Raw genomic sequence first — 20,818 nt, 5'->3', positions numbered from 1 at the left:
TGGGACGGCGCAGGGTCTGCCAGTGTCATCGCTCCATCGAGGGGTCGTAGACGCCCCGGGACTGGCCCCGTCACCCGGGCCCGTCCGGATCGGGCCTCTCACCTGAGTCCGGACCCTCCTTCCGACTCCCATGTGTCCTGTCCGTCGAGGCCGCTCTCGGCGAGTGCCAGCAGGCGCGGAGCCGACAGTGGGTTTTCGGGGTCGGCGGCAGCGGTCAGCAGCTGGCTTGCCGTTCCGGCCGGCTCGTCGGGGGGGATCACCAGCAGTTGCCAGCGTCCCACGGTGCCGCAGTCCACGGTGATGGCATGCGCCTCGGCGGCGAAGTCGGTCAGGATCACCTCGATCACATGGCCGGGCGCCATCACCTCCTGCGGGGCATCGGGCCAGGCGGCGGTCCCCACGGTCACGCGGGTGACGGTGCCGATGCTCGGATCCAAGGAGCCGACCAGCGCGGGCAGCTCCAGTTCCAGTGCGTCGCAGCGCGGCCACCATGCCCCGTCCAGCGGGCCATGACTGACGTCCGGCGTGAGGCGCAGCCGGGGCAAGGGCATCCGGTAGGAGTGTCCGTCACCTGGCGCCGTACCTTCGGCGGGCTTTGTGATGGCGTTCATCGTGCGATCCCGTTCCAGGCGGCTTCAGGCTGCCCGTGTCTGTCACTCGCCGGGAACGGCGCCGCCGTGGTCGTGCGCCCGAAAAGCTCTCGGTATCTGTCAGGCTACTCCCGGCTGTGGCGGGCGGCGTGGTGCGCAACCATCGCGCGGAGAGGCAGGCAGCCACCGCGTGGAGACACGTCCGTACGGCGGACGACGGGTGCCGTGACCGCCCCGGCCGGTACGACCGTCGGCTCATCGCTCCTCTGCCACATCATCGGCGTGCCAAGGGCACCCCTTCGACAGGCAGGGTCAACACGCAAGGGGCGACAGGGCCGGGCAGCCCGACGACCTCACCCATGTTCTGCCAGCCCCAGGACGAGAAGGCGGCTTGTCCTGCCTGGTCGGCAGGATGCAGCAGGGTGACCCCGAGGGAGGAGTGCAGGTCTGTGAGCAGACGCTGTTGCAGGCGGCGGGCGATATCGCGGTGCTGAGCGTGCGGATGGGCCACGACCTGGGTGAGGACGACGAACCGTGCGCGGGAGGTGAGCCGCTGGATCATCTCCTGGAGCGTTCCGTCGAACCCCCCGCGACCGGAGCCGTCAGAGCCCACCGGAAAACCGAAGGCGCAACCGACTAGCACCGTCGTCTCGGCGACCAGCAGGGCGAAGCCGGGGCGGTGGGCAGTGACCGCCAAGCGGTGCAGGAAGTCTCTGCGGTCGTGGTACGCCTCGCCAGCGGTGCCCGCGACGGACTCCGCAGCCAGGTCCGCGATGTCCTCGCGCATACCTTCGGCCTGCCAGCGGGTCAGCCGGCGAAGCCGGATCCCGTCCTTGAGGACCGGCTGATCCGGCCGACGAGCGGGGTCATCGAGCGCCCGCGGCACGGTACTCGTGAGGTCACCGGGCGCGGCGGGCGGCACGGGACTCACGGGGGCCGTAAGGAGCAGCGAAGTCGATCCGGTCGCATCGAGGAGCCGGGTGATCTGCGCGCACGGATGGTGCAGCCGCAGGCGAGCGTGGACCCGGCCGGCGCGCCGTGATGCCGACAGGAGGACGTCCAAGCCCCTGGCGTCGCAGGACCCGACCGTGGTCAGGTCGATATCGATCACGGTGACGCCGTCCAGCAGACACTGCTCCACTGCGGCCCGCAGCAGCGGCGTCGTGGTCGGCCCGATGTCACCGGCAAGCGTGACGAGCGTCCGCTCTCCTCGGTTCCGCCGATGGATGTCCAGCCGGGAATAGGTCATCACGCCTCCCCTCGGCGGGGTTGCGGACCTGCACGGGTGCTCAGCGCGGCCCCTGCCATGATGAGCTTGCGCGGAGTTGCTCCGACCGCGGCGGACATGATGCCGACCCGTCTCCGCGCCGACCACTGGGGCGGCCCGGGGTTCGTCTCTCGCCGAGGACGACTCGGCGGGGCAGCCGGAGTGCGTAATGCCCTCGGTACTTCAACCGTACGTGGGCCGCAACCGGAAGCGGCTGCGGCGACGGGCGCGCGGCACGGTAGGTGCCGCATCACCTCACGGGCCGTCCCCCCGGTCCGGGCTCTTTGGCGAGTACGAGCGCGTGGGTCCGCGCCAGGCCCGGCTTGCGAAGGCCACCTCCGGCGTTGTCCTCCACCCCTATGACGTGGTGAACCGAACGCCCTGCCGTCAGGCGGCCTGACGCGCGGGCGGACTTGCCCCGACGACAGGGCGTCTGAAGGATCAGGTCTTGAGGCGGCTGACTGTGACGCGCTGGCCCTTCAGCAGGGGCAGGTTGCGCACGTGGAAGGCGTGGGCGCCCGTGACGTTGCTTATCTCGTCCAGGATATGCGGCATGGCCGCGAGGTAGGCGGCCGTGGAGTTCACGATGTACAGCAGGCCGTCCGCGTCCGGTTGACGATGGCCGATCCAGTGGAGGCCGGTCTCTATGAGTGCGTCGCGCTCGTCCCGGTTCGACAGCTGGTTGCGGTCCTGCGTCATGATCGCGTCGAAGCCGCGATCACTGACTGCGTGTATGAGTTCTGTGTCCATCACCCCGGACAGCCCCTCGTCGTGGGCGGTGCGGAACTCGTGATGGAAGAAGACTGTACTCAGAGGGGGCAGGATGGCCGGCGTCTCGTTCTCGTCAAGGAAGAACCTCATGCGGCGCGACCGCCGATCTGCACGACCTCCTGGTGGAAGTCTGCTGCGTCTGCCGCTCCGGACACTTCGACGGTCGGGTAGAAACGATGTACTTCGGCAGGCGCGACGCCTCCGGCGACCAATTTGGCGACAGCGTCGTACGGTACGCGTGTCCCTTGGATGGTCGGCCATCCTCCGAGCCGGTTCTCCTTGACCTCCAGGTGTGGCCGAGGACGGCGAAAGTCTGCGACCGAGCGTCCTTGCATGTTTTCGAAGGGCGCGAAGACGTTGGCCAAGCTGTAGATCACCTCTTGACCGGGCCGGCGGACAAGGTCGATGGCCCGTTCCTCCTGTATGAGGAAGACTGAATCCCCTTCAGTGACAAGCTTGTAGGCCGCCGGGTGCTCGGTCAGGTCCCACTTGCGCAGCTGATCCATCGCCTTCCTGATGCGCTGCAGGGGCAGCTTGCTACGCAGGTATACGAACGTGCGCAGTGCCACCACATCTCGGAATGAGTAGCGGACCGGGTTGTCCTGCACTTCCGGTTCCAGCAAGTGGGTACGTCGCCAGCTGTGCAACTGCGCGACCGAGGCGCCGCTGAGCGCCGCTGTGAGGTCTACGGGGAAGCTCATGATTCACCCCCTCTCGCGAGCTTCTCGGCGACGATTGAATCGCGCTTCAGCGACGCGAGCATCCCACAGACTCACTCTGCCCCCAGGCGTAGCCCGAATGCCGGAATAGTAGTTGCTTGCGAGGCGTCCGTCAGCGGGTACGACCGTGCCGGCGGCTCCCGCAGCTGGAGGGGCTTCTCGGATCGGTGTCTGGGCTAGAACCCGGCCCCTCGTCCAGTTCCCTACATGAAGGCGAGTGCGCGGAATGCGTTGCGGACATCGGTCAGTGGCGCGCGGTCGCGGGTGTAGTAGAGCTTGTTGGTCAGGAGTACCGCCCACCGGCCCCGAGCAGGCGAGATCCACATCCCTGTGCCGGTGAAGCCGTAGTGGACCCACACGTCCTCTTCCACGGACGTGCCAGGGGCGGGGTGCCAGAACAGTCCACGGGCCGGCTGGAGTCCGCCGGTCTGAATGGTCAGTGAGCATGCGGTCCACGCGGTCGTGAAGCCTGCGCTGGTGCGGGACGTGGAGCCGTCAAGCATGTAGCGGAGGAATGCGGCGAGGTCGTCCAGGACGGTGAAGACGCCGGCGATACCGCAGACACCGCCCAGAAGGCGTGCGGAGAAGTCGTGGGCCGTTCCCTTCAGGTGGGTGTCGGTGTCCTGGTCGAGTTCGGTCGGTGCGCAGCGGGCGGCGATTTCGGCGGGCAGGGGGCCGAAGCGGGTGGAGGTCATGCCCAGTGGGTGCCAGGTGCGGGCGGTGGCCAGTTGGTCCAAGGGGTGGCCGGAGAGGTGTTCGGCGAGGTAGCCAAGGATGAGGGCGGCGCGGTCGGTGTACTCGACGGCTTCGCCGGGTGACCGGTGGAGTGGCTCGTGCAGTACCCCGCGGCGGATGTGGTCCGGGTTGGTGCCGTAGAGGTTCTTCAGCTGGGCTCGCAGTGGGACGCCGGCGGTGTGCGTCAGCAGCTGCCGGGCGGTGACGGCTCCGAGCGGGCGGCCGGTGACCTCCTGCCAGAAGCTGCCGAGCGGCTGGTCGAGGTCGAGGGTGCCGTCGTCCCACAGGGCGCCGATGGAGGACCAGACGGCGAGGATCTTGGTGAGGCTGGCGGCGTCGAAGACGGTGTCGGTGCGCATCGGCACGTCCGGCTCGTCGGGGTCGAGGACGCCGGTGGTGCCCTGGGCGAGGGTGCCGGTGGCGTCGCCGACGGCCCACACGGCGCCGGGATACACCTTGTCGCGGACTCCCTCGTCGAGCAGGGCTTTGATGCGGTCGCGGTCGTACGTCATGGTCTCCCTTTTCGCCGGGACATCCCGTCGATCAGCGTAGTGACGTTGGTGGAGCGGTTCGGGTAGTGACGTGTCAGGCCATCGGAAGCAGTTCAAGAGAGCTGGCGACCAAGGTCGGTCAATGACCGTGCGGTCGCCGAGAGGGGGTAGCGTGCCGCATTCGTATACCCCGCCTGCCGCAGGGCGGCCTGCAGGCCCGGGTAGGTGCGCAGTCGGTTGAGGTCACGCGTCAGCGCCGCAGAGTGAGTGAAGTCGGTGGCCATGCCGGATGCGGCGAGGGCTTCGTTGAGGCCGGGTACGGGCTGGTAGAGGACGGGTAGTCCGCATGCCTGGGCTTCCAGCGCGACCAGTCCCATGGCTTCCAAGGTGGTGGACGGCACGACCAGTACGTCGTGTTCGGCGAAGGCTTTCCACAGCTGTGGGCGGCGGAGCCAGCCGAGGTAGCGGGCTCGTACGCCGGCTCGTTGCAGCAGTGGGGCCAGTGCGTGGAATTGGGCTCTGGGCGCCGCGACGCTCAGCTCGACACCGGGCACCGGAGCCAGACTCTTGACCAGAACTTCGGCGCCCTTTTCGGCGGTCAGGCGTCCTGCGTACAGGAGCCGTAGGTGGCTGGTGGTGGCGCGCGCAGGCCGGGCGGGCGGTTCGGTGAGCAGGTGGTCGGGGATGCCCCAGGGGATGTGGGTGATCTTGCGGCGTTCGATCTGCGGGGCGAGCTTGAGGAGGCGGTCGGCCATCGCGTTGGTCGGGACCACGATGGCGTCGGCGGCCCTGGCTGTTTCGCGCAGCACCTGGAGCTGGTCTCGGGTGGTCTCGGCGAAGAGCAGGTCCGTGCCGTGGACGAGGGCGATCCGGGGATGCGTGGGCAGAGCGCGGATGAGGGCAGGAGTGGCGCCGAATGCGAGGTGCTGCAAGTGGAGGACGCCGATCTGTGTGGGATCGAGCGTGGCTGTAAGCGCTCTGCGCAGGGTGGCGACGTAGCGGCTGAAGGCCGTTCCTTCCAGGCATTTACCTGCTACGGGGAGCACGTTGAGTCCGGCGGGTGGACGGGGAGAGTGACCAGGCGGTGCGAGCATGAAGGCGCGGGCCGGGATGAGGGGTTGCTGTCCGGTGTAGAGGTCGAGGAAGAGTTCGACGCTGCCGCCGGGGCTTCCGACGGGGAGGTCCAGGAAGGTGGCGGCCATCGGGCCGGTGGCCGAGCGAGCGTTCACCGCGCTCCTCCGTCGATCTCCTCGTAGAGGCGCGAGATGTCGATGCCTTCCGTGGACGCGTACTTGGCAGGCTGCTGCTGGTAACTGGCCGGGGCGCCGAAGGTGGTGAGGAAGACGAGCTTGCCGAAGGTCATGCCCGGATACACGCGCACCGGTCGGGCGGCGCGGATCTCCAGCGTCCAGCGGATCGCATGGCCCTGGTGTCCGAGCGGAGCCGACACGTGAACCCAGATGCCCAGGGAGCCGGTGGTGCGGTCGCCGTTCAGCAGCTGCGCGTACGTCTCCGAACCAGTCCGCTCCAGCGTGATGCCGAGGTAGAGCATGTCAGGGCGCAGCACGAGGCCGGTGTCGGGGATGGGCTGCTCGGTGAAGGCGGTGGGGGTTGCGGCGTCGAGGTTGCCGTGGCAGACGCGGATCGTGCCGCCGAGCCGCCAGTCGTAGGCGTTGGGGGAGAGGCGGCTGGGCTCGTACGGGTCGATGGTGATCTCGCCGGCCTGGACGGCGGCGGCGATGGCGGGGCCGGTGAGGATCACGATGCCACCACCCGGAGTCGGGCGAGGTCTCGCCAGTAGGCGGAGGGTTGCGGACCTGCGGCGGCCTGGTACTTGCCGCGGTAGAGGTCCACGGCGCCGGTGGAGACGAAGAACATGATCTGCCCGATCTTCATGCCGGCGTACACGCGCAGCGGTCGGATCGGGGTGAGCATGAGCGTCCACTGGCCGTGGAACCCGATGTCGCCGATGGGTGCGGTGATCTCGACGAACAGGCCGAGGCGGCCGACGGAGGAGCGGCCGAACAGCAGCGGCACGAAGGTGTCGGAGCCGGCCTCTTCGAGGGTGTGGCCGAGGTAGAGCTCGCCTGGCTGGAGGACGTGCCCGTCCGGGCCGATGGTGGTTTCGCGGGTGGGGTTGGGCCGGTGGGCGTCCAGGATCGTGCTCGTGTACTTGATCAGGGTGGGGCCCAGACGCACGTTGTAGCTGTTGGGGTTGACCTGGTCGGCGGCGAACGGGGTGATGCGGAGGCGGCCGTCGTGAGCGGCAGCGGTGATCTCCGGGCCGGTGAGGATCATTACCTGCCTCCTTCCGCGGTGTCGGGAGCGGTGAGGATGTGCTGGACGGCCTGGTCCAGACGAAGGCCGGCCTCGTGCGTGCGCTCGCCGAGGTAGGTCTCGGCGAGGTAGTCGGTGGTCAGGACGGTGGTGATGGTGTCCGGCAAGGGATCGGGGGCGGTGACGAGCGGGCCGGTCTGGGTGGACAGCTGTGACAGCCAGCCGGGGAGGTCGCCGCGTGCCGGCTCAGGTACGTGGGCGTGCACGAGCTGGTTGGCGAACGGTTCGATGGAGAGCAGGTCGCCTTGGGTGAGGGTGTCGCCGAGTGGTACGGCGCGTAGTGCCGTCTCGTTGAGGATGACCGCGTCTGCGCCGAGTGCCGTACGCAGGCGGGCGGCGAGGTCCAGAAGCACGTTGCGCCGGTCGAGGGGCTGGTGGCTGTAGGTCGGACTGATGGCGCCGAGGACGGCGGCCAGCTGCTGTCTGACGTCCTCGATGCGTGAGCGCGGGCCCGCAAGCTCCGCAGGGACGAAGCTCGGGACCTGATCCGGGAAGGATGTAGTGCCCGCGCCCCATCCCGCGCCCACGGGCGTGGCGATCGCATAGCCTTCGGCGAGCTCCCGACCCTTGACGACCAGGGTGCCGTCGACTCGGACCGGCCCGTACTGATCGCTGTGGCAGTGCCCGGCGAAGACCACGTCGAGGAACGGACAAGCCGCCGCGAGTTTCCGGTCCTCGTCGAAGCCGGAGTGGCTGAGCAGAACCCAGCTGTCCACCTCGTGAACGTGGGCGAGAATCACCTCGCGCAGGGCCTGGAGGGGATCGGTGACGCAGTGGCCGGCTCGTTGGGTGGCCGGGATCGAGTGGAAGGCTTGTTGACCGATTACGGCGGTTACGCCGACGCGCCGTCCATCGATGTCGGCGATGTGCAGGCGGCTGAAGAGAGCGTCGCCAGTGTTGGCATCGACGGCGTTGGCGCAGACAGTGTGCAGGTGGAGGTCGGGTTCGAAGTGGTGGGGCCAGCCGTGGTTGCCAGGGGCCAGCACGTCGTACAGCCCGAGCAGGATCTCGCGCTCGATCGTGCCGCGACCGAGGCGGTAGTACCCACTGCCTTCGAAGAAGTCGCCGCAGTCCACGATGAGCGAGGTCGGGCGCAGCGCGTGGAGGTGGGTCAGGAAGGGCGCGGCGTTGTCGAAAGCGGAATGGACGTCGGTCGTGGCGACGATCTGGCGCAGGTTCCGGCCGTCGGTGGTCATGGGGTGACCTCGCAGATGTCGGCGCCCAGGATGCGCAGCTTGCCGGACAGGTCGGCGTGGCCGCGGCGCAGCTGGTCGAGGCCGCCGATGGTGGTGACGCCCCGGGCCGTGAGGCCGACGACCATGAGGGCGGACCCGGTGCGGATGTCGGTGGCTTCGACGCCCGCGCCCGTCAGCTGCTGGGGCCCGGTCAGGCGGCATTCGGTGGGGGAGATCTCCTCGATCCGGGCGCCCAGGCGGGTCAGCTGCGGCAGCAGGTTGCCGTGGCGGCCGGGATTGATGGCGTCGGCGAACAGATGCGTGCCGGGCAGTCCGAGGGCGAGTGCCATGAGCGGTGGTTCGAAGTCGGCGTCGAGGCCCGCAGGGCTCAGAGAGGCGATGGCCCGCAGGGGACGACCAGTGGGGGCTGTCTCATGCGCGCGGACAGTAAGGCCACCCGGCTCCGCGTCTGCGGGGATGCCGAGCTGATGAAGGGCAGCCACGAACGGGCCTACGTCCTTGCCCTGCACGCCGTCGATACGGGCAGTACCGCGCGTCGCGGCGATCGCGCAGGCCAGCGTGGCTGCCTCGATCTTGTCTCCGGGCACGGTCCAGGCAGCGGGGGCAGTCGGCGGCGAGGAGGGCGGCGAGAGAGTCAGTACATGCTCGTTGGCGCGCGTCTCCCAGCCCACCGAACTCAGGGCGTCGAGCACGCTCAGGACTTCGGGCGAGAGGTTGGGTTGGCCCAGCCGTAAGGGCCGGCCGGTTGTGAGGGCGCGCAGTGTCGCGGCCACGGTCGCACCGCGAGAGCGGAAGGGCAGTGCGATGGAGACGGTGCCCGTGTGAGAGCTGAGGGCTTCGATGCCGTACCCGGAGCTGTCCTGCCGGCTCCGGTCGCCGAACGCCTCGTACACCTTGAAGTGCAGCTCCATCCCGCGCGCACCGATCCGGCAGCCACCCGGCCAAGGCAGCCGCGCCTGGCCGTAACGCGCGAGCAGGGCGGGGACGAGGTAGTACGAGGCGCGGATGTGGGCTGCCTGCGCCAGATCGGGCAGTCGTTGAGATGCCTCCGTCGGCAGGATCACGTAAGTGGTTGGTTCGCCGACGGGCTGCGTGACATGCCAACCCGCCTGGTGCAGCAGAGTGAGCATGATCTGGACGTCCGTGCTGTCCGGGACGTTGCTCAGCCGGACCGCGCGACCGAGGGCCGCCGCGGCGGCCAGGAGCGGCAGAGCGGCGTTCTTGGAGCCGTCGACGCTCACGGTGCCGGCGAGCGGCGGCCCAGGGCGTACGGCGATCACCTCGGCGGCCACGCCGGGGGCGTGGGTGGTCGTCATCATCAACTCCTCTGGAGGGGCAGGAAACAGGCGACTTCCTGGCTGGGTTTGCTGGTCAGGTCGATTTCGGCCCAGCAGCGCTTGCCGTTCTTCGTCGGTTCGGCGTGGTACCGGTCGGCGAGAGCGGCGACGAGGAACAGACCCCGGCCGCCCTCGCTGTCCGCGTCGGGCAGAGCCGGCTGGGGCAGGACCGGGCTCGTGTCGCAGACCTCGATCCGCAGGACGGCCTCGTCGAGACAGACCGCGAGCGAGACGGATCCGGTGCCGGCGTACTGGACCGCGTTGGTGACGAGCTCGCTGACCAGCAGTTCGGCTGTGTGCACCACCTCGGCGCCCAGTCCCGAGCCCCAGCCCGCTATCGCATCCACGGCCTGGTGCCGGGCCTGGCTTGCTGCGGCGGGCGTCGCGGGTAGGGAAAGAGCGAGCTGGTGCGCTTCCATGAGCGGCCTCCCGGTGTAGGTGGGGCCACACCAAGCAACCAGTCCGTCGCCGTGAGTGGTGAGCCCTGACGCGGGCGATGCATGACTTATGCAGGGGCTGCATCACGGCCAACTACGGCTGATCTATGCTCGATTGAGCAGGCAGGATCAGCGACGGCGGAAGGAGCCGTGGCAGATGGCCGACGCGCATGGGGAAGCGAGACGGATCGGAGACCGGATCCGTCGGGCGCGGGTGTTACAGCGGCGTTCACAGCACGGCGTGGCCGCAGCGCTCGGGTATCACCAGTCCAAGGTGAGCCGTCTGGAGAGCGGTCGCGGCACGGAGGACATCCGCGTATTACGCGCCATCGCGCAGGAACTGAACATCCCGCCTCATGAGCTGGGCCTCGCCCCGTCTCAGGACGTCTCCGCCGCCGATCAAGAAGCTGACGACATGCACCGCCGCACCTTCCTCGCCGCGAGCATCGCAGCGCTCGCGGCCCCGGCCGGCTCTTCGGCCTCGCACACCGCCCTCGTCCAGGCCCTCCTGCCCGGTCCCGGCCCCGCGGGCACCGGTGGCCCACAGGACACGGCCGTCCTGTACGAACGCGTCGGATCAGCACTGAGGCTTTTCCACACCTGTCAATACACGGAGTTGGAGCGCACCCTCCCAAGCCTGATTGCCGACCTGCGACTGGCGGCCGGTGATGCGACGGACAGGGACACGGTGTCCCGGCTCCTGGCCACGGCGTACCAGACGACGACGAGCCTGCTGCTCAAGCAGCACGACCAGGGCAACGCATGGCTCGCCGTCGGCCGGGCGATGGCAGAAGCCGAACGCTCAGGCGACCCAGTCGTCCTCGCCTCCAGCGTCCGTGTCCAGGCCCACGTGCTGGTCCGTGAGAAGCACGCCACGGAGGCCGTCACCTTGGTCCGGCACACCGCCGACCAGCTCACCGGCTCCTACGACCGGCGTTCACCGAAGTACCTTGCCGCCGTGGGACTGCTGCTCCTGCGCGGTGTGACCGCGGCCAGCAGTCGTGGTGATCGCGCGGCCACGAAGGAATTCCTCACCGAGGCGAAAGAAGTCTCGCGGTACGTCACTCTCGACCGGCCCGACGCCTGGGCCACCTTCAGCCCGACCAACGTCGCCCTGCACGAGCTGAGCGCCCTGGTGGCCTTCGGCGACGCCGGCCTCGCCCTTCAGGCGGCCCGGCCCCTCATGCGCCGGCACATCCCGGTCCCCGAACGCCGGGCCGCACTATGGGTCGAAGCGGCCCGCGCCTACAGCCAGCAGGGCCGCCTTGCCGACGGCTACCAAGCCCTGAGGATCGCCGAGACCTGTGCCGCCCAGGACATCCGCCGCCCCGATGTCCGCCACCTGGTCGCCGATATGGCCGCCCGCGACCGCCGACGTACCCTGCCGGAACTGCACCACTTCAGCCGCCAATTGGGAGTCCCCGCGTGACCGAACCGACCGCCCCGGACGAGAAGCCCTTCCTGTACGTCGTCGTGTGCGCGGCGGGCGTTGCCCGTGACGTCGGCAAGCTCATCACGGCCGCCCAGGAGTCAAACTGGGACGTCGGCGTCATCGCCACACCGCAGGGACTCGGCTTCATCGATACCAAGGCGATCGAGGCCCAGACCGGCTACCCGATCCGCTCCGCCTGGCGTTCACCGGGAGACCCGCGCCCACTGCCCCCGGCGGACGCGATCGCCGTCGCTCCCGCCACGTTCAACACGATCAACAAGTGGGCCGCCGGGATCTCCGACACCCTCGCCCTGGGCATCCTGTGCGAGGCGTACGGCATGGGCATCCCGACGGTGGCTTTGCCCTACCTGAACTCCGCCCAGGCCGCCCACCCCGCCTACCAGCAGAGCCTGGACCGGCTGCGGGGGATGGGTGTCGTGGTCGGTTCGTGCGAGCCGCACCGGCCGAGGGCCGGCGGCGCGGCGGAGCGCTTCAGCTGGGAGGAAGCACTGGACTTGCTGGAGCCTCTGGTCAGCCCGGCGCGGTGACGCTGCTTCCTCCACCGGTCCGGATGGTGGGGGCCGAGTCAGGGCGCGACACCGGAGAACGGTCGGCTGGGTCGGCCGAACGAAGAGTCGTAACGCAAGGCCGACGCCGTCGGGGGCGATGACGCCCTGCGCTCTGACTCGGCAAGTTCGCAGCTTGCCGAGGCCGCCGCCCGACCTGGTCAGTGACCGGATCGGCGAGCAAATCATGCTGATGAGGCGTTGATGCTGCTTTCCGGGGACCCTGGCGTTGGGGGCTGGGTGGGGTGAGCAGCTTGGTCCGCGACCGAGTCCGTCTCTTCGTCCTCGCTGCCGTCCGGCCAGCGGCCGAACGGACCGATGGGCCGCTCAGGCGTGGCGCCGAGCGTGCGCGGCCCCTTCGTACGGTGCTGCAACGGAATCATGTGTCATTCCCTCGACGTTGGTCTGCGCTGACGGCGGTGACTCGCAGTCCTCGTCCCGCCCTTGGTTTGTTCAACGATCGGGTGCACCTTTTCGTCGCTGGTGCAGTCCGCGAACTGGAACGTGCGGAGGGTGATCAGCCTGGGTCGATGTCGCGGCCACGGCCGGGCGGTCCGCCCGGGCCGGGCCAAGGGCCGCTCTCCTGGAAGGGGGAGGTCATGAACTAGGGCCGGCTGTGTGCACGGTGATGGGTCCGTCGGCATCGTGGCGGCCCGTTCATTCAATCGGCCTCATGGTGCCCTGGGCGGTCGTGGCCGCGCACTGACTCCCCTCCTGGCGACCAGGCAGCAAAAAGCCCCGGTCACGCCCTACGGGGGAAAGGCCGGACCGGGGCCTGTGCGGCGTATCTTAGCGCGGCTGCGGGCTGCCGGGCAGGTGCGTCACTGCGCGCACAGCGCTACCTTTCCCGCCCAGCCGTTGTGCCTCCGCTCCAGCAAGCAGATTCTTGGAAGGAGGCGCGCTGACCGTGCCGTAGTAACAGCGAGGATGGACGTCGTGGCTACTTTGACACCCGTCCCTGGGGCGGCCGATCGGGGCGACCCGCTGGGTGTCACGCGCGCAGCCGTCGTCACGCTGGACGAACGGAAACGGGTGACCGGCTGGAGCCCGCAGGCCGAGCGGCTGCTCGGCTACCATGCGAAGGAAGTGCTTGGCCGACCGGTCGGTGTGCTGTCGGCGCGGGCGGGTGAAGCGAACGGGGACTGGCCTGGCTCGCAGGCGGACCATGGCATGCCTGTTCAAGCGGTTCTGCGTCACCGCTCCGGTCACTCTCTTCGGGCAGCGACGGCGCTGCACCGGCTCCCGGCGGGCACCGCCTACCTCCTGTTGCTGGCGGATGCCGAGGACCATGCGGAGTGGCAGTTTCGGCAGGCCGTGCTCCACGGCCTTGCCGCTGATTCCTCGATCGCGCTGACGATCTATGGCCCGGACCTGCGGGTGGCCTGGGCCAATGCCGCGGCGCGAAAAGAGCTGCCGGGGGAGTTCGCGCAGTATCTGGGGCGCAGTGAGGGCGATCTGTATCCCGGTAGCCAGGTGCTCTCCGCTGGGCACCCGCCTTCGGTGACGCAGCTGATGGGCGAGGTGCTCGCCTCCGGGCAGTCCGTCGTAGATCTTCTGTATCGGGGACGTACTCTGGCGGATCCGGATCGCGAGCACGTGTGGTCACTGTCCTACTACCGACTGCAGGATGCGGCAGGCCGGACGCTGGGCGTGTGTGAGGAGTCGGTCGACGTCACCGATCTGTACCGAGCCCAGCACAGACTGATACTGCTGAACAAGGCCGCTGCCCGGATCGGCAGCACCCTGGACCTCGACCGCACGGCAGAAGAATTCGCCGAGATCCTGGTGCCCGAGATCGCCGACTTCATCGCTGTCGACTTGATCGGGGCCGTTCTGGACGGCCGTGAACCCGATGCCCGTTCCGTCGCCCGGACGGGCGACATGCGCCGGGCCGTCCACCGATCCGTCCGCGAGGACCTGCCCGAAGTCGTCGTCCCACCTGGCGGCACGGTGGGGTATGCAGACGGGTCCCCGCAGTGGCAGTGTCTTGCAAGCGGGCGCCCCGTCCTGAACGCGGTGTTGGCGCCTTCGAGTCCTTGGCTGGTGGAGGACAGCGCGCGCAGCACCCTCAGACGAGAGCTGGGCATCCACTCCCACATGGTGGTTCCGCTCCGGGCCCGGGACGTGACCATGGGAGTGGCGACCCTGATGCGGTGGCGCAGCCCTGAACCCTTCACACCGGAAGACCTGCTCCTCGTCGAGGAACTCGCTGCCCGGGCTGCTGTCTGCATCGACAACGCACGCCGGTTCACCCGAGAGCGGCACTCCGCGCTGATGCTCCAGCGCAGTCTGCTGCCGCACGAAATGCCCGCCCGCGCGGCCGTGGAAGCTGCTTACCGCTATCTGCCGGCCGACTCTGAGGCAGGGGTGGGCGGAGACTGGTTCGATGTCCTGCCCCTGGCGTGTGCCCGGGTGGGGCTGGTGGTCGGCGACGTCGTCGGACACGGCCTGCGTGCCGCTGCCACCATGGGCCGGCTGCGCACAGCCGTGCACACGCTCGCCGATCTGGATCTGCCCCCCGACGAACTGCTGGCACACCTCGACGACCTGGTCCAGCGCCTGGCCGAGGAGGCCGAGATCGCGCATCCCGAGGGAGCCGAGGGCGTGGTCGGTGCCACGTGCCTGTACGGCGTCTACGACTCGGTCACGCGGCGTGCGACGTTCGCCAGCGCCGGGCATCCGCCACCTGCCATCGCACACAGGAACAAGCCGGTGGAGTTCTGCGACATCCCGATCGGCCCCCTGCTCGGTGTGGGCGGTATGCCCTTCGAAGCGGTGGAGGTCGACATCCCGGACGACTGCGTCGTGGCTCTGTACACCGACGGTCTGATCACGGCCTCCGAGTCCGATATGGACATCGGTCTGGCGCGACTGAGCTTTGCGCTCGCCCATCCGGACCGCCCACTGGAAGAGATCACCGGCACCCTGGAGCGCATCCTGCTGCCCGATCGTCCTCCGGACGACGTCGCCTTCCTGGTTGCCCGGCCTCGCCCCCTGCCTGCCGACTGCGTCGCCTCATGGGGGCTGGCCTTCGAACTGGAAACGGCCGGACGGGCCCGCGCGCTGACCGGCGAGCGCCTCGCTCAGTGGCGGCTTGAGGAACTGACCTTCGCGGCCGAGTTGATCGTCAGCGAACTGGTCACCAACGCGGTCCGGCATGCGCGCGGCCCCGTTTCCCTGCGGCTCATCCGGACGGAGAACCGTCTCATCTGCGCGGTCTCGGACGGCAGCAGCACCGCACCCCACATGCGAAGGGCGAAAGCCGGCGATGAAGGAGGCCGCGGCCTCTTCCTGGTGGCACAGTTCGCCGCGCGCTGGGGTACCCGCCACACCTCGGACGGCAAAATCATCTGGGCGGAACTGCTCGCTCCTGCGGCAGAAACGGGCACTCTTCCCTTGACATCGACCGCCGCCCACAGCACCCATGGCCATGTCGCAACTCAGTGGGCCACTGGCAGGACGGCACGGACGGACTTGCCCTGACTGTGGACCTCGACGGTGATGTCGGTGGCCAGCTCCTGGACGAGGTACCAGCCGAACCCACCTGGCTGGAAGGCGTTGGTGCGACTGAGTCGTGGAGGGTCGGTGCTGGCGTCGGAGACGGTGACCACGACGCTGCCGGGCCCGGCAGCCAGCCGGAACCCTTTGACGCCGCCAGCGTGCCGCTCGGCGTTCGTCACCAGCTCGGATACCACGAGGAGCACCGCTTCGGCTTCCGCGCCGTTCGACGGCCCCACCGATTCCAAGAAGCTGCGGGTGATGTCACGCGCCTGGGCTGCCGTGCGTATGTACGCCTCGGAGGTTCCGTGGTCATTGTCCTCCTCGGATGAGTGCACCATCACCTTCTCCAGTGTCTGACTGTCTCGGTTCAGTCTTGTGCCCAGAATGTGGTTGATCATCCGCATTCCGGATCGCCGCAGCCAGCTCAGGGTCGGGCGGGGTGAGGCACCTTCCTTTCTGCGGACAGCCTCCCGGTGGCGAGGCCGTCAGCGCCGGGCCTACCGGTACCGAGCAGGTGCCGCAGTACCAGGTCCCGACGGGTTCGGCGGGGTCTGGCCAGGCTGTGCCGGTCGTGCTGTCGCGCTCGTGTGGGCTTGTGCGGCTCGTGCTCGATCGCTGGGTGACTGCCGGGCAGCGAGCCGTTGGATGTGCCAGGTGAGGGTTCTGGCGGTGGAGCGGGCGTCGTCGAGGGTGCGCCGCTGTGCGGCGTACCGGAGGAGCCGCTCGGGGTCGTGGCCAATGTTCTCGGCTTCGGTCAGGGCGGCGGCCAGTGCCGGCCAGGCGGGGTCGTCGAATACCTGTTGGGCGTGCTCGGGCAGGATCGCGATGATGCGCTGGGCGTGACGTTCCACGATGTCGGCGGGTGGCTGGCGCTGGGCCAGGGCGGCCAGCGGCTCGGCAGCAGCCTGTCGGTAGGCGGCCTGGAGATGGACCAGGGCCTGGTGGGCGGCGGTGACCTGCTGGTCGTGCCGGCGGGCTTGGTGCCAGCGGGCTGTGGCTATGACGACGAGGACGGCTATGTCGAGGAACATGGCCAGCCCGGAGCCGTCGCCGGTGACCGGTGCGATACGCAGGGCGCGCACTGCGCTCCGCAGAGCGCGGGCCTGGTCCTGCTGGGCGCGGATGCGGGAGCGGGTGGCGCGTTCGAAGACGATGGCGGCCTGCTGCAGGTGTGGCCGCAGGTGTCTAGGGGCGAGCAGCGGCAGGACGTCTATGGCTTCGCCGAAGGCCGCAATGTGGGCCTGGGCGGCTGAGTCGTCGCCGTGGTCGAGGTGGTGGCGGATGCGCTCGCTTGCTGCGGCGGCCTGGTGCCAGGGGTTGGGCCTGCGCCGGCTGCCCGCCTGCGAGACGGACGGGGCCTCGACCGCGGTGAGGCGTTCCGCGATCTTGGGGAAGGACAGGTCGGGGGCGAGTTTGGCGCCGGAGAACCAGATCGGCTCGCCGGCGGTGTTGGTGTCGCCTTCCACGGCGACCTTGTAGCCGCGCACGTCGCCGGAGGGGAAGCGCTGGAAGTCGACGAGGACGCCGTCGACGCCGTCGAGCAGGTGGAGGAAGTCTTCGGGGCTGGTGGCGATGGAGACCAGTTGGCGGACGGTGGTGCGCAGGCGTTCGCGGGAGGTCTTGGTCTTGCCGGTGCGGCGGGCCTTCTCCGTCTCGGCGCGGGTGGGGCGCTGGGCGGCGGTGCGGTCGCCGCGCACCACCCGCTTCAGGCCGTATTCCTTCTCGATGGCCGCGAGTTCCTTGTCCGCGGTCAGGTAGTCGTTCCAGTGGCGGGCGGTGCGCAGGTCGCCTCGGACCTTGGTGGCGGCGATGTGGATGTGGTCGTCCGCGTGGCGTACGGCGACCCACCGGCACCCATCGGGATCGCCTTGTGGCGCGATGCCGGTGGCCGCCACAATCCGGTGGGCGATGTCGGCCCACTCGGCGTCGGTGAGGTGCCGGTCGCCGGGCGCGGCACGTACCGAGCAGTGCCACACGTGCCGCTCGGGCGCCCGGCCCAGTCGGCGGGCTTGCTTGACCCGCAGGTCGAGGTCGGCCACGAGGCGCTTCTTTGTGGCGTCGGAGTCGTTGGCGCGGCCGGGGTCGGGGGCGAAACCGTCCCAGGACGCGACCAGGTGCGGGTCGGTGTGGTCCTTCGCCTTCTTCGTGTCGAACAGATACCGGATCAGGCCAGCGGTGCTCTTGCCGCTGCCGATCTTGGCGATCACCGGGCCGCCTTCGCGGAGACGGCGCGGTTCATCGTCTGCGCGATGTCGCCGATCGCGGCGCGGACGGCGTCCAGGGTGTGCTCGGTCTGGGCGAGGACGGTGGTGTCCACAGGGTACGGATCGCCTCCGGCGTTGAGGCGGTGGGCGATCTGGTTGACGTTGTTGCCGATACGGGCGACCTCGGCCCGCAGGGCGTCGAGCTTGTCGAGGCAGTCATCGAGCTGGGTGCGCTGCCCGGCCAGGCCCACGCTAAGGTCACCGTCGAGGTACGCCATGACCACGGCGCCGACGAGGTGAGCGCCGGCGATGCCCATCTTGCGCGCGCGGGCGAGGATCCGGGTCTTCTCATCGGCGCTGTAGCGGACATCGACACGCTGCTTGCGCTGAACGTCTTCGCGGGTACGTCGGCGAGCGATATGACGCAGGGTGACTTCGTCGGCGGAGTCGGCGGCCGACTGCTCGGCTACGTCGCCGGGCGTCTCCACCCCGGGCACCCCCTGGTGCCCGAAGTCCCCCGCCACCCCCGGGGCGGAGGGGACTGCGTTGGGCCGACCCTTGGACGGTCTAACGTCATACCTTGCTGCGCTGGTGGCGGTTGTGATCATCGGCCGCTGGCTGGTGGCCAGTTCGTGGAGCGGGTCGTGCATTAAGTGCTACTCCGTGCGGGGTTGGGGAGGAGATCGCGCCGACGGTGGGCCGCTCGTCCCGGCTCTGGTCTGTGCGGGGACGAGCAGCACCGGATCGAGCGGGAGGGGGTGTGGGCCTCAGTGCGCGCCGATGGGGGCTTCGTCGGGCTCGGTCTGCCGTTGGCGGGCGGCTTGCTCGAGTTCGGCCTGCACCTGGTCCTTGATCTGGGTGAGGCGGTCCTTGCCGATGCGGTACCTCGCGGCCCGGATGGCCGCTTCGATGTTGCGGCGTGAGGCGCGACCTCCGCGTCCCAATGGTGCGGTGCGGGCAATGGCGAGCAGTTCGTCCGACGTGGCGTCGCGTTCGTGGCCCTCTGCCGCGGTGAGCAGCTTAGCGGGCTGCGGCACCTTGACGGCTGCCTCCGCCACATGGGGGCTGTCGGCCACGGCCACATCGGGCAACCTCTGCACTTGCTCCGGCAGGCGGGTGTCGTCTTCCGCATGAGCAGTCGGTTCGGCGTTGTGCGAGCCGTTGTGGCTGTGGCCGTGGGTGTTGTGGCTTGTTGTGGCGGCGGCCTCCTGGGCGCGGGGTGTGGGGTGGCGGCGGATGACGAGATCGAGGTGGACGGCGCCGGCCAGAGCGAGCGGGGCGATGGCAGACAGGGCGCCTACGGTGACATCGTCCAGGTGGAGTCCGGCAGTGCGGGCCTGCTGGTTGAGGCGCACGGCGTGCAGGGCGTTCGCCCAGATGCTGGTGACGGTGGCGAGGCCGACCAAAGCCCAGACGTACAGGCGCGAGCGCCAGGGTGCGGTGCGCAGGATGAGCAGGGCGGCGACGCCGATGGCGATGAACCCGTCGATCACGAGGGGAAAGGCGTAGGTGAGGACCCCGCGCACGTGGATGGCGACGGCCATCTGCCGCAGGGCGTCGTAGGAGAGGGCGAAGCCGATCGTGCCGACGAGGGCGACCCCGAGGCGGATCGCTACTGTCAGTACTGGCACGGAGGCTGGGGCGGTGCGTGAGGGCAAGCGTGTTACTCCGGAGGGAGACGGGTGCCATAGGCACGGGGCAGGGCTGCCGACGGGGAGTGCGGCGGACTCGTCGCACCCGTCGCATGCCTGGTCAGGACAGGTACGGGAGCTCGGCGTGATACGGGAGGACCCGTCACAGCTACCGGACCCGTCACGGGGGTGACCTGCGATGCGACGCGTGCGACGGGTGTTTACGGGTGTACGGCCGACCTGTGACGCGTGATCTCATCGCCGCTGCCGGGTGGCTGCTCCTCGGGGCAGTAGCGGGCCCAGGCGTCCGTGAACTGCCTGCGGGTGAATCCCCGGGCCTGCCGTCCGCCCTCGAAGCGGAGGACGGCCGCTTGGATGCCGAAGTCCTTCAGAATGATCCCCAAGTGGCGCGGGGTCAGACCGGTGTTGCGGTACTCGGCCCACGGAGCCTCCTGGTCCTTGAGTAGTTCCTCCAGCAGGTCCCGCGTGCGCACGGTGTCGGGATCTCCATAGCACCCGAAGACGCGGCGGATGTCCTTCAGCAGGCGCGTCTTCACATTGGACTCGTCGTCCTGGCCGACCTCGGCCGCGCACATCGCCACGCACGCTGCCCGTGCTCGCTCCGGCCAGGAGTCGCCTGCCAGTTCGGCGACGACCACCAGCGGCTCCCAGGTGTCCGCTGCCCGGTCCTGCACCGGCATCGGCGGCACCAGGTCCGCTGCGGTGTCCAACAGCGGGCGCAACCAGGCGGTCAGCCGGTCACGCAGGGCGTGCAGAGCAGGGATGTCGCGGCGGGAGCGGAACTGCTCCACCCGCTCGCCGTCCTTGCGACGCTGCATACGGATCACCACCGCCCGGTCCATCACTGTGTCCGGCAGGTCCCCGATGCCAGCGAGCGCGGCCATCGCGAAGGTGGGGAAAGCCTGCGGCTTGTGCTCCGGGCCGGAGATCCGCAGGGCGGGCCGGTTGCGCTGGTGGCCGGCGTTGAGCAGGCCGCGCAGCTCCTCGTTCTTCTCTGCGGCCTTGATGCTGCCGAAGATCGTGTCGGCCTCGTCCACCAGCAGGGTGGGCGGATCGTCGCCGATCGCGCGGAAGACCACCGCCGGGCTGGTGTTGACCGTGATGAGCGGTTCACGCACGGTTTCCGTGATCACATCCAGAAGGCGGGATTTGCCGCACCGCTTCGCTGGCCCGACTACTGCGAGACGGGGCGCGTGCTGGAGCGCGGGCTGGATGTGCGTGGCTGCCACCCACAGCGTGACAGCGGTCAACGCGTCACTGCTGGGGAGGATCACGTACCGCGCGATCGCTTGCCGCAGCTCGTCCAGCAGCTGTGCGCCTTCGCCGACCTGCGCGGGCTCGTCGTCCTCGGTGGTGGAGTCTCTCGCAGTGGCAGCCTGGCCGGGGGCGGCGACGGGCGGCCAGGCGGATGTGGAGGATGCGGCGGGGGTGGCGGGAGACGTAGATTCGTCCACAGGCGTTCCTTCCTGGTGGGCCGGACGGGCAAGGCCCGGCCCACCGATTCGATCGTTCAAGGGCGATGGGGCAGGGACTCTGCGGCTCTCGGCGGTGGCACGCCGAGGGCCGTTTCGCTGTCCCGGAAG

At 69.3% G+C, this 20,818-nt stretch carries 19 protein-coding genes; 3 read left to right on the top strand and 16 right to left on the bottom strand.

Translation table 11 applies throughout. The annotated features are described in order from the left end of the window. Positions 1-98 precede the first annotated feature (98 nt). The 11 genes from SY2F82_RS21490 to SY2F82_RS21440 form a co-directional block, all read right to left on the bottom strand. Entirely contained in the window at positions 99-611 is a 513-nt protein-coding gene (locus SY2F82_RS21490) for a DUF5994 family protein (protein WP_236041696.1), read from the bottom strand. Positions 612-864: 253 nt separating this feature from the next. Beyond that, positions 865-1,839 (bottom strand): STAS domain-containing protein, encoded by a 975-nt coding sequence (locus SY2F82_RS21485; protein WP_200420773.1) that lies wholly within the window; start codon positions 1,837-1,839, stop codon positions 865-867. 459 nt (positions 1,840-2,298) lie between these two features. Beyond that, on the bottom strand, positions 2,299-2,718 hold the full coding sequence (locus tag SY2F82_RS21480; RefSeq protein WP_200420772.1) for a hypothetical protein: 420 nt from the start codon (positions 2,716-2,718) through the stop codon (positions 2,299-2,301). Continuing rightward, positions 2,715-3,329, bottom strand: a complete 615-nt coding sequence (locus tag SY2F82_RS21475; protein WP_200420771.1) for a DUF433 domain-containing protein — start codon at positions 3,327-3,329, stop codon at positions 2,715-2,717. The genes SY2F82_RS21480 and SY2F82_RS21475 overlap by 4 nt, the downstream gene beginning before the upstream one ends. 221 nt (positions 3,330-3,550) lie before the next feature. Further along, positions 3,551-4,594, bottom strand: coding sequence for a serine hydrolase (locus tag SY2F82_RS21470; protein ID WP_200420770.1), 1,044 nt, complete (start codon positions 4,592-4,594; stop codon positions 3,551-3,553). Positions 4,595-4,686: 92 nt separating this feature from the next. Continuing rightward, on the bottom strand, positions 4,687-5,775 hold the full coding sequence (locus SY2F82_RS21465; protein ID WP_200421083.1) for a glycosyltransferase family 4 protein: 1,089 nt from the start codon (positions 5,773-5,775) through the stop codon (positions 4,687-4,689). A gap of 23 nt (positions 5,776-5,798) precedes the next feature. Next, positions 5,799-6,335 (bottom strand): deoxycytidine triphosphate deaminase, encoded by a 537-nt coding sequence (locus tag SY2F82_RS21460; protein WP_200420769.1) that lies wholly within the window; start codon positions 6,333-6,335, stop codon positions 5,799-5,801. Beyond that, entirely contained in the window at positions 6,332-6,871 is a 540-nt protein-coding gene (locus SY2F82_RS21455; RefSeq protein ID WP_200420768.1) for a dCTP deaminase, read from the bottom strand. Before SY2F82_RS21455 ends, SY2F82_RS21460 begins: the two co-directional genes overlap by 4 nt. Then, a complete protein-coding gene (locus SY2F82_RS21450) occupies positions 6,871-8,106 on the bottom strand; it encodes a metallophosphoesterase (RefSeq protein WP_200420767.1) in 1,236 nt (411 codons plus the stop codon). Before SY2F82_RS21450 ends, SY2F82_RS21455 begins: the two co-directional genes overlap by 1 nt. Next, positions 8,103-9,422 carry a UDP-N-acetylglucosamine 1-carboxyvinyltransferase gene (locus SY2F82_RS21445; protein ID WP_200421082.1) on the bottom strand — a complete coding sequence of 440 codons (1,320 nt, stop codon included), beginning with the start codon at positions 9,420-9,422 and terminating at the stop codon, positions 8,103-8,105. Before SY2F82_RS21445 ends, SY2F82_RS21450 begins: the two co-directional genes overlap by 4 nt. Positions 9,423-9,424: 2 nt before the next feature. Then, positions 9,425-9,862 carry an ATP-binding protein gene (locus SY2F82_RS21440; protein WP_200420766.1) on the bottom strand — a complete coding sequence of 146 codons (438 nt, stop codon included), beginning with the start codon at positions 9,860-9,862 and terminating at the stop codon, positions 9,425-9,427. A 175-nt stretch (positions 9,863-10,037) separates the two neighbouring features. On the opposite strand from SY2F82_RS21440, the gene SY2F82_RS21435 reads away from it, so the two are divergent. From SY2F82_RS21435 to SY2F82_RS21425, 3 genes are all read left to right on the top strand, one after another. Next, positions 10,038-11,309, top strand: coding sequence for a helix-turn-helix domain-containing protein (locus tag SY2F82_RS21435; protein WP_200420765.1), 1,272 nt, complete (start codon positions 10,038-10,040; stop codon positions 11,307-11,309). Further along, positions 11,306-11,860, top strand: coding sequence for a flavoprotein (locus SY2F82_RS21430; RefSeq protein ID WP_200420764.1), 555 nt, complete (start codon positions 11,306-11,308; stop codon positions 11,858-11,860). Before SY2F82_RS21435 ends, SY2F82_RS21430 begins: the two co-directional genes overlap by 4 nt. Before the next feature lie 954 nt (positions 11,861-12,814). Then, complete coding sequence (locus tag SY2F82_RS21425) at positions 12,815-15,361, top strand: SpoIIE family protein phosphatase (protein WP_236041695.1); 2,547 nt, start codon at positions 12,815-12,817, stop codon at positions 15,359-15,361. On the opposite strand, the gene SY2F82_RS21420 is transcribed toward SY2F82_RS21425, so the two are convergent. The 5 genes from SY2F82_RS21420 to SY2F82_RS21400 form a co-directional block, all read right to left on the bottom strand. Next, on the bottom strand, positions 15,319-15,777 hold the full coding sequence (locus tag SY2F82_RS21420; RefSeq protein WP_200420762.1) for an ATP-binding protein: 459 nt from the start codon (positions 15,775-15,777) through the stop codon (positions 15,319-15,321). The two genes, SY2F82_RS21425 and SY2F82_RS21420, sit on opposite strands and share 43 nt — an antisense overlap. A gap of 99 nt (positions 15,778-15,876) precedes the next feature. After that, a complete protein-coding gene (locus SY2F82_RS21415) occupies positions 15,877-17,586 on the bottom strand; it encodes a relaxase/mobilization nuclease domain-containing protein (RefSeq protein ID WP_200420761.1) in 1,710 nt (569 codons plus the stop codon). Next, a complete protein-coding gene (gene mobC, locus SY2F82_RS21410; RefSeq protein ID WP_308437781.1) occupies positions 17,583-18,071 on the bottom strand; it encodes a plasmid mobilization relaxosome protein MobC in 489 nt (162 codons plus the stop codon). The genes SY2F82_RS21415 and mobC overlap by 4 nt, the downstream gene beginning before the upstream one ends. 279 nt (positions 18,072-18,350) lie before the next feature. After that, positions 18,351-19,214, bottom strand: a complete 864-nt coding sequence (locus tag SY2F82_RS21405) for a DUF2637 domain-containing protein (protein WP_200420759.1) — start codon at positions 19,212-19,214, stop codon at positions 18,351-18,353. A 221-nt stretch (positions 19,215-19,435) separates the two neighbouring features. Then, a complete protein-coding gene (locus tag SY2F82_RS21400) occupies positions 19,436-20,689 on the bottom strand; it encodes a DUF3631 domain-containing protein (protein ID WP_200420758.1) in 1,254 nt (417 codons plus the stop codon). Between the last annotated feature and the right edge of the window lie 129 nt (positions 20,690-20,818).

This window comes from Streptomyces sp. Y2F8-2 (assembly GCF_014905555.1).
GTDB lineage: Bacteria > Actinomycetota > Actinomycetes > Streptomycetales > Streptomycetaceae > Streptomyces > Streptomyces cynarae.
Note: the sequence above shows the minus strand (reverse complement) of the source record. Positions and strands in the feature narration are given on the sequence as shown.

What these genes read in the sequence shown, in the direction of transcription:
- SY2F82_RS21490 (WP_236041696.1), bottom strand. Translation starts at nt 611, where the DNA reads ATGAACGCCATCACAAAGCCCGCCGAAGGTACGGCGCCAGGTGACGGA.
- SY2F82_RS21485 (WP_200420773.1), bottom strand. Translation starts at nt 1,839, where the DNA reads ATGACCTATTCCCGGCTGGACATCCATCGGCGGAACCGAGGAGAGCGG.
- SY2F82_RS21480 (WP_200420772.1), bottom strand. Translation starts at nt 2,718, where the DNA reads ATGAGGTTCTTCCTTGACGAGAACGAGACGCCGGCCATCCTGCCCCCT.
- SY2F82_RS21475 (WP_200420771.1), bottom strand. Translation starts at nt 3,329, where the DNA reads ATGAGCTTCCCCGTAGACCTCACAGCGGCGCTCAGCGGCGCCTCGGTC.
- SY2F82_RS21470 (WP_200420770.1), bottom strand. Translation starts at nt 4,594, where the DNA reads ATGACGTACGACCGCGACCGCATCAAAGCCCTGCTCGACGAGGGAGTC.
- SY2F82_RS21465 (WP_200421083.1), bottom strand. Translation starts at nt 5,775, where the DNA reads ATGGCCGCCACCTTCCTGGACCTCCCCGTCGGAAGCCCCGGCGGCAGC.
- SY2F82_RS21455 (WP_200420768.1), bottom strand. Translation starts at nt 6,871, where the DNA reads ATGATCCTCACCGGCCCGGAGATCACCGCTGCCGCTCACGACGGCCGC.
- SY2F82_RS21450 (WP_200420767.1), bottom strand. Translation starts at nt 8,106, where the DNA reads ATGACCACCGACGGCCGGAACCTGCGCCAGATCGTCGCCACGACCGAC.
- SY2F82_RS21445 (WP_200421082.1), bottom strand. Translation starts at nt 9,422, where the DNA reads ATGACGACCACCCACGCCCCCGGCGTGGCCGCCGAGGTGATCGCCGTA.
- SY2F82_RS21440 (WP_200420766.1), bottom strand. Translation starts at nt 9,862, where the DNA reads ATGGAAGCGCACCAGCTCGCTCTTTCCCTACCCGCGACGCCCGCCGCA.
- SY2F82_RS21435 (WP_200420765.1), top strand. Translation starts at nt 10,038, where the DNA reads ATGGCCGACGCGCATGGGGAAGCGAGACGGATCGGAGACCGGATCCGT.
- SY2F82_RS21420 (WP_200420762.1), bottom strand. Translation starts at nt 15,777, where the DNA reads ATGATCAACCACATTCTGGGCACAAGACTGAACCGAGACAGTCAGACA.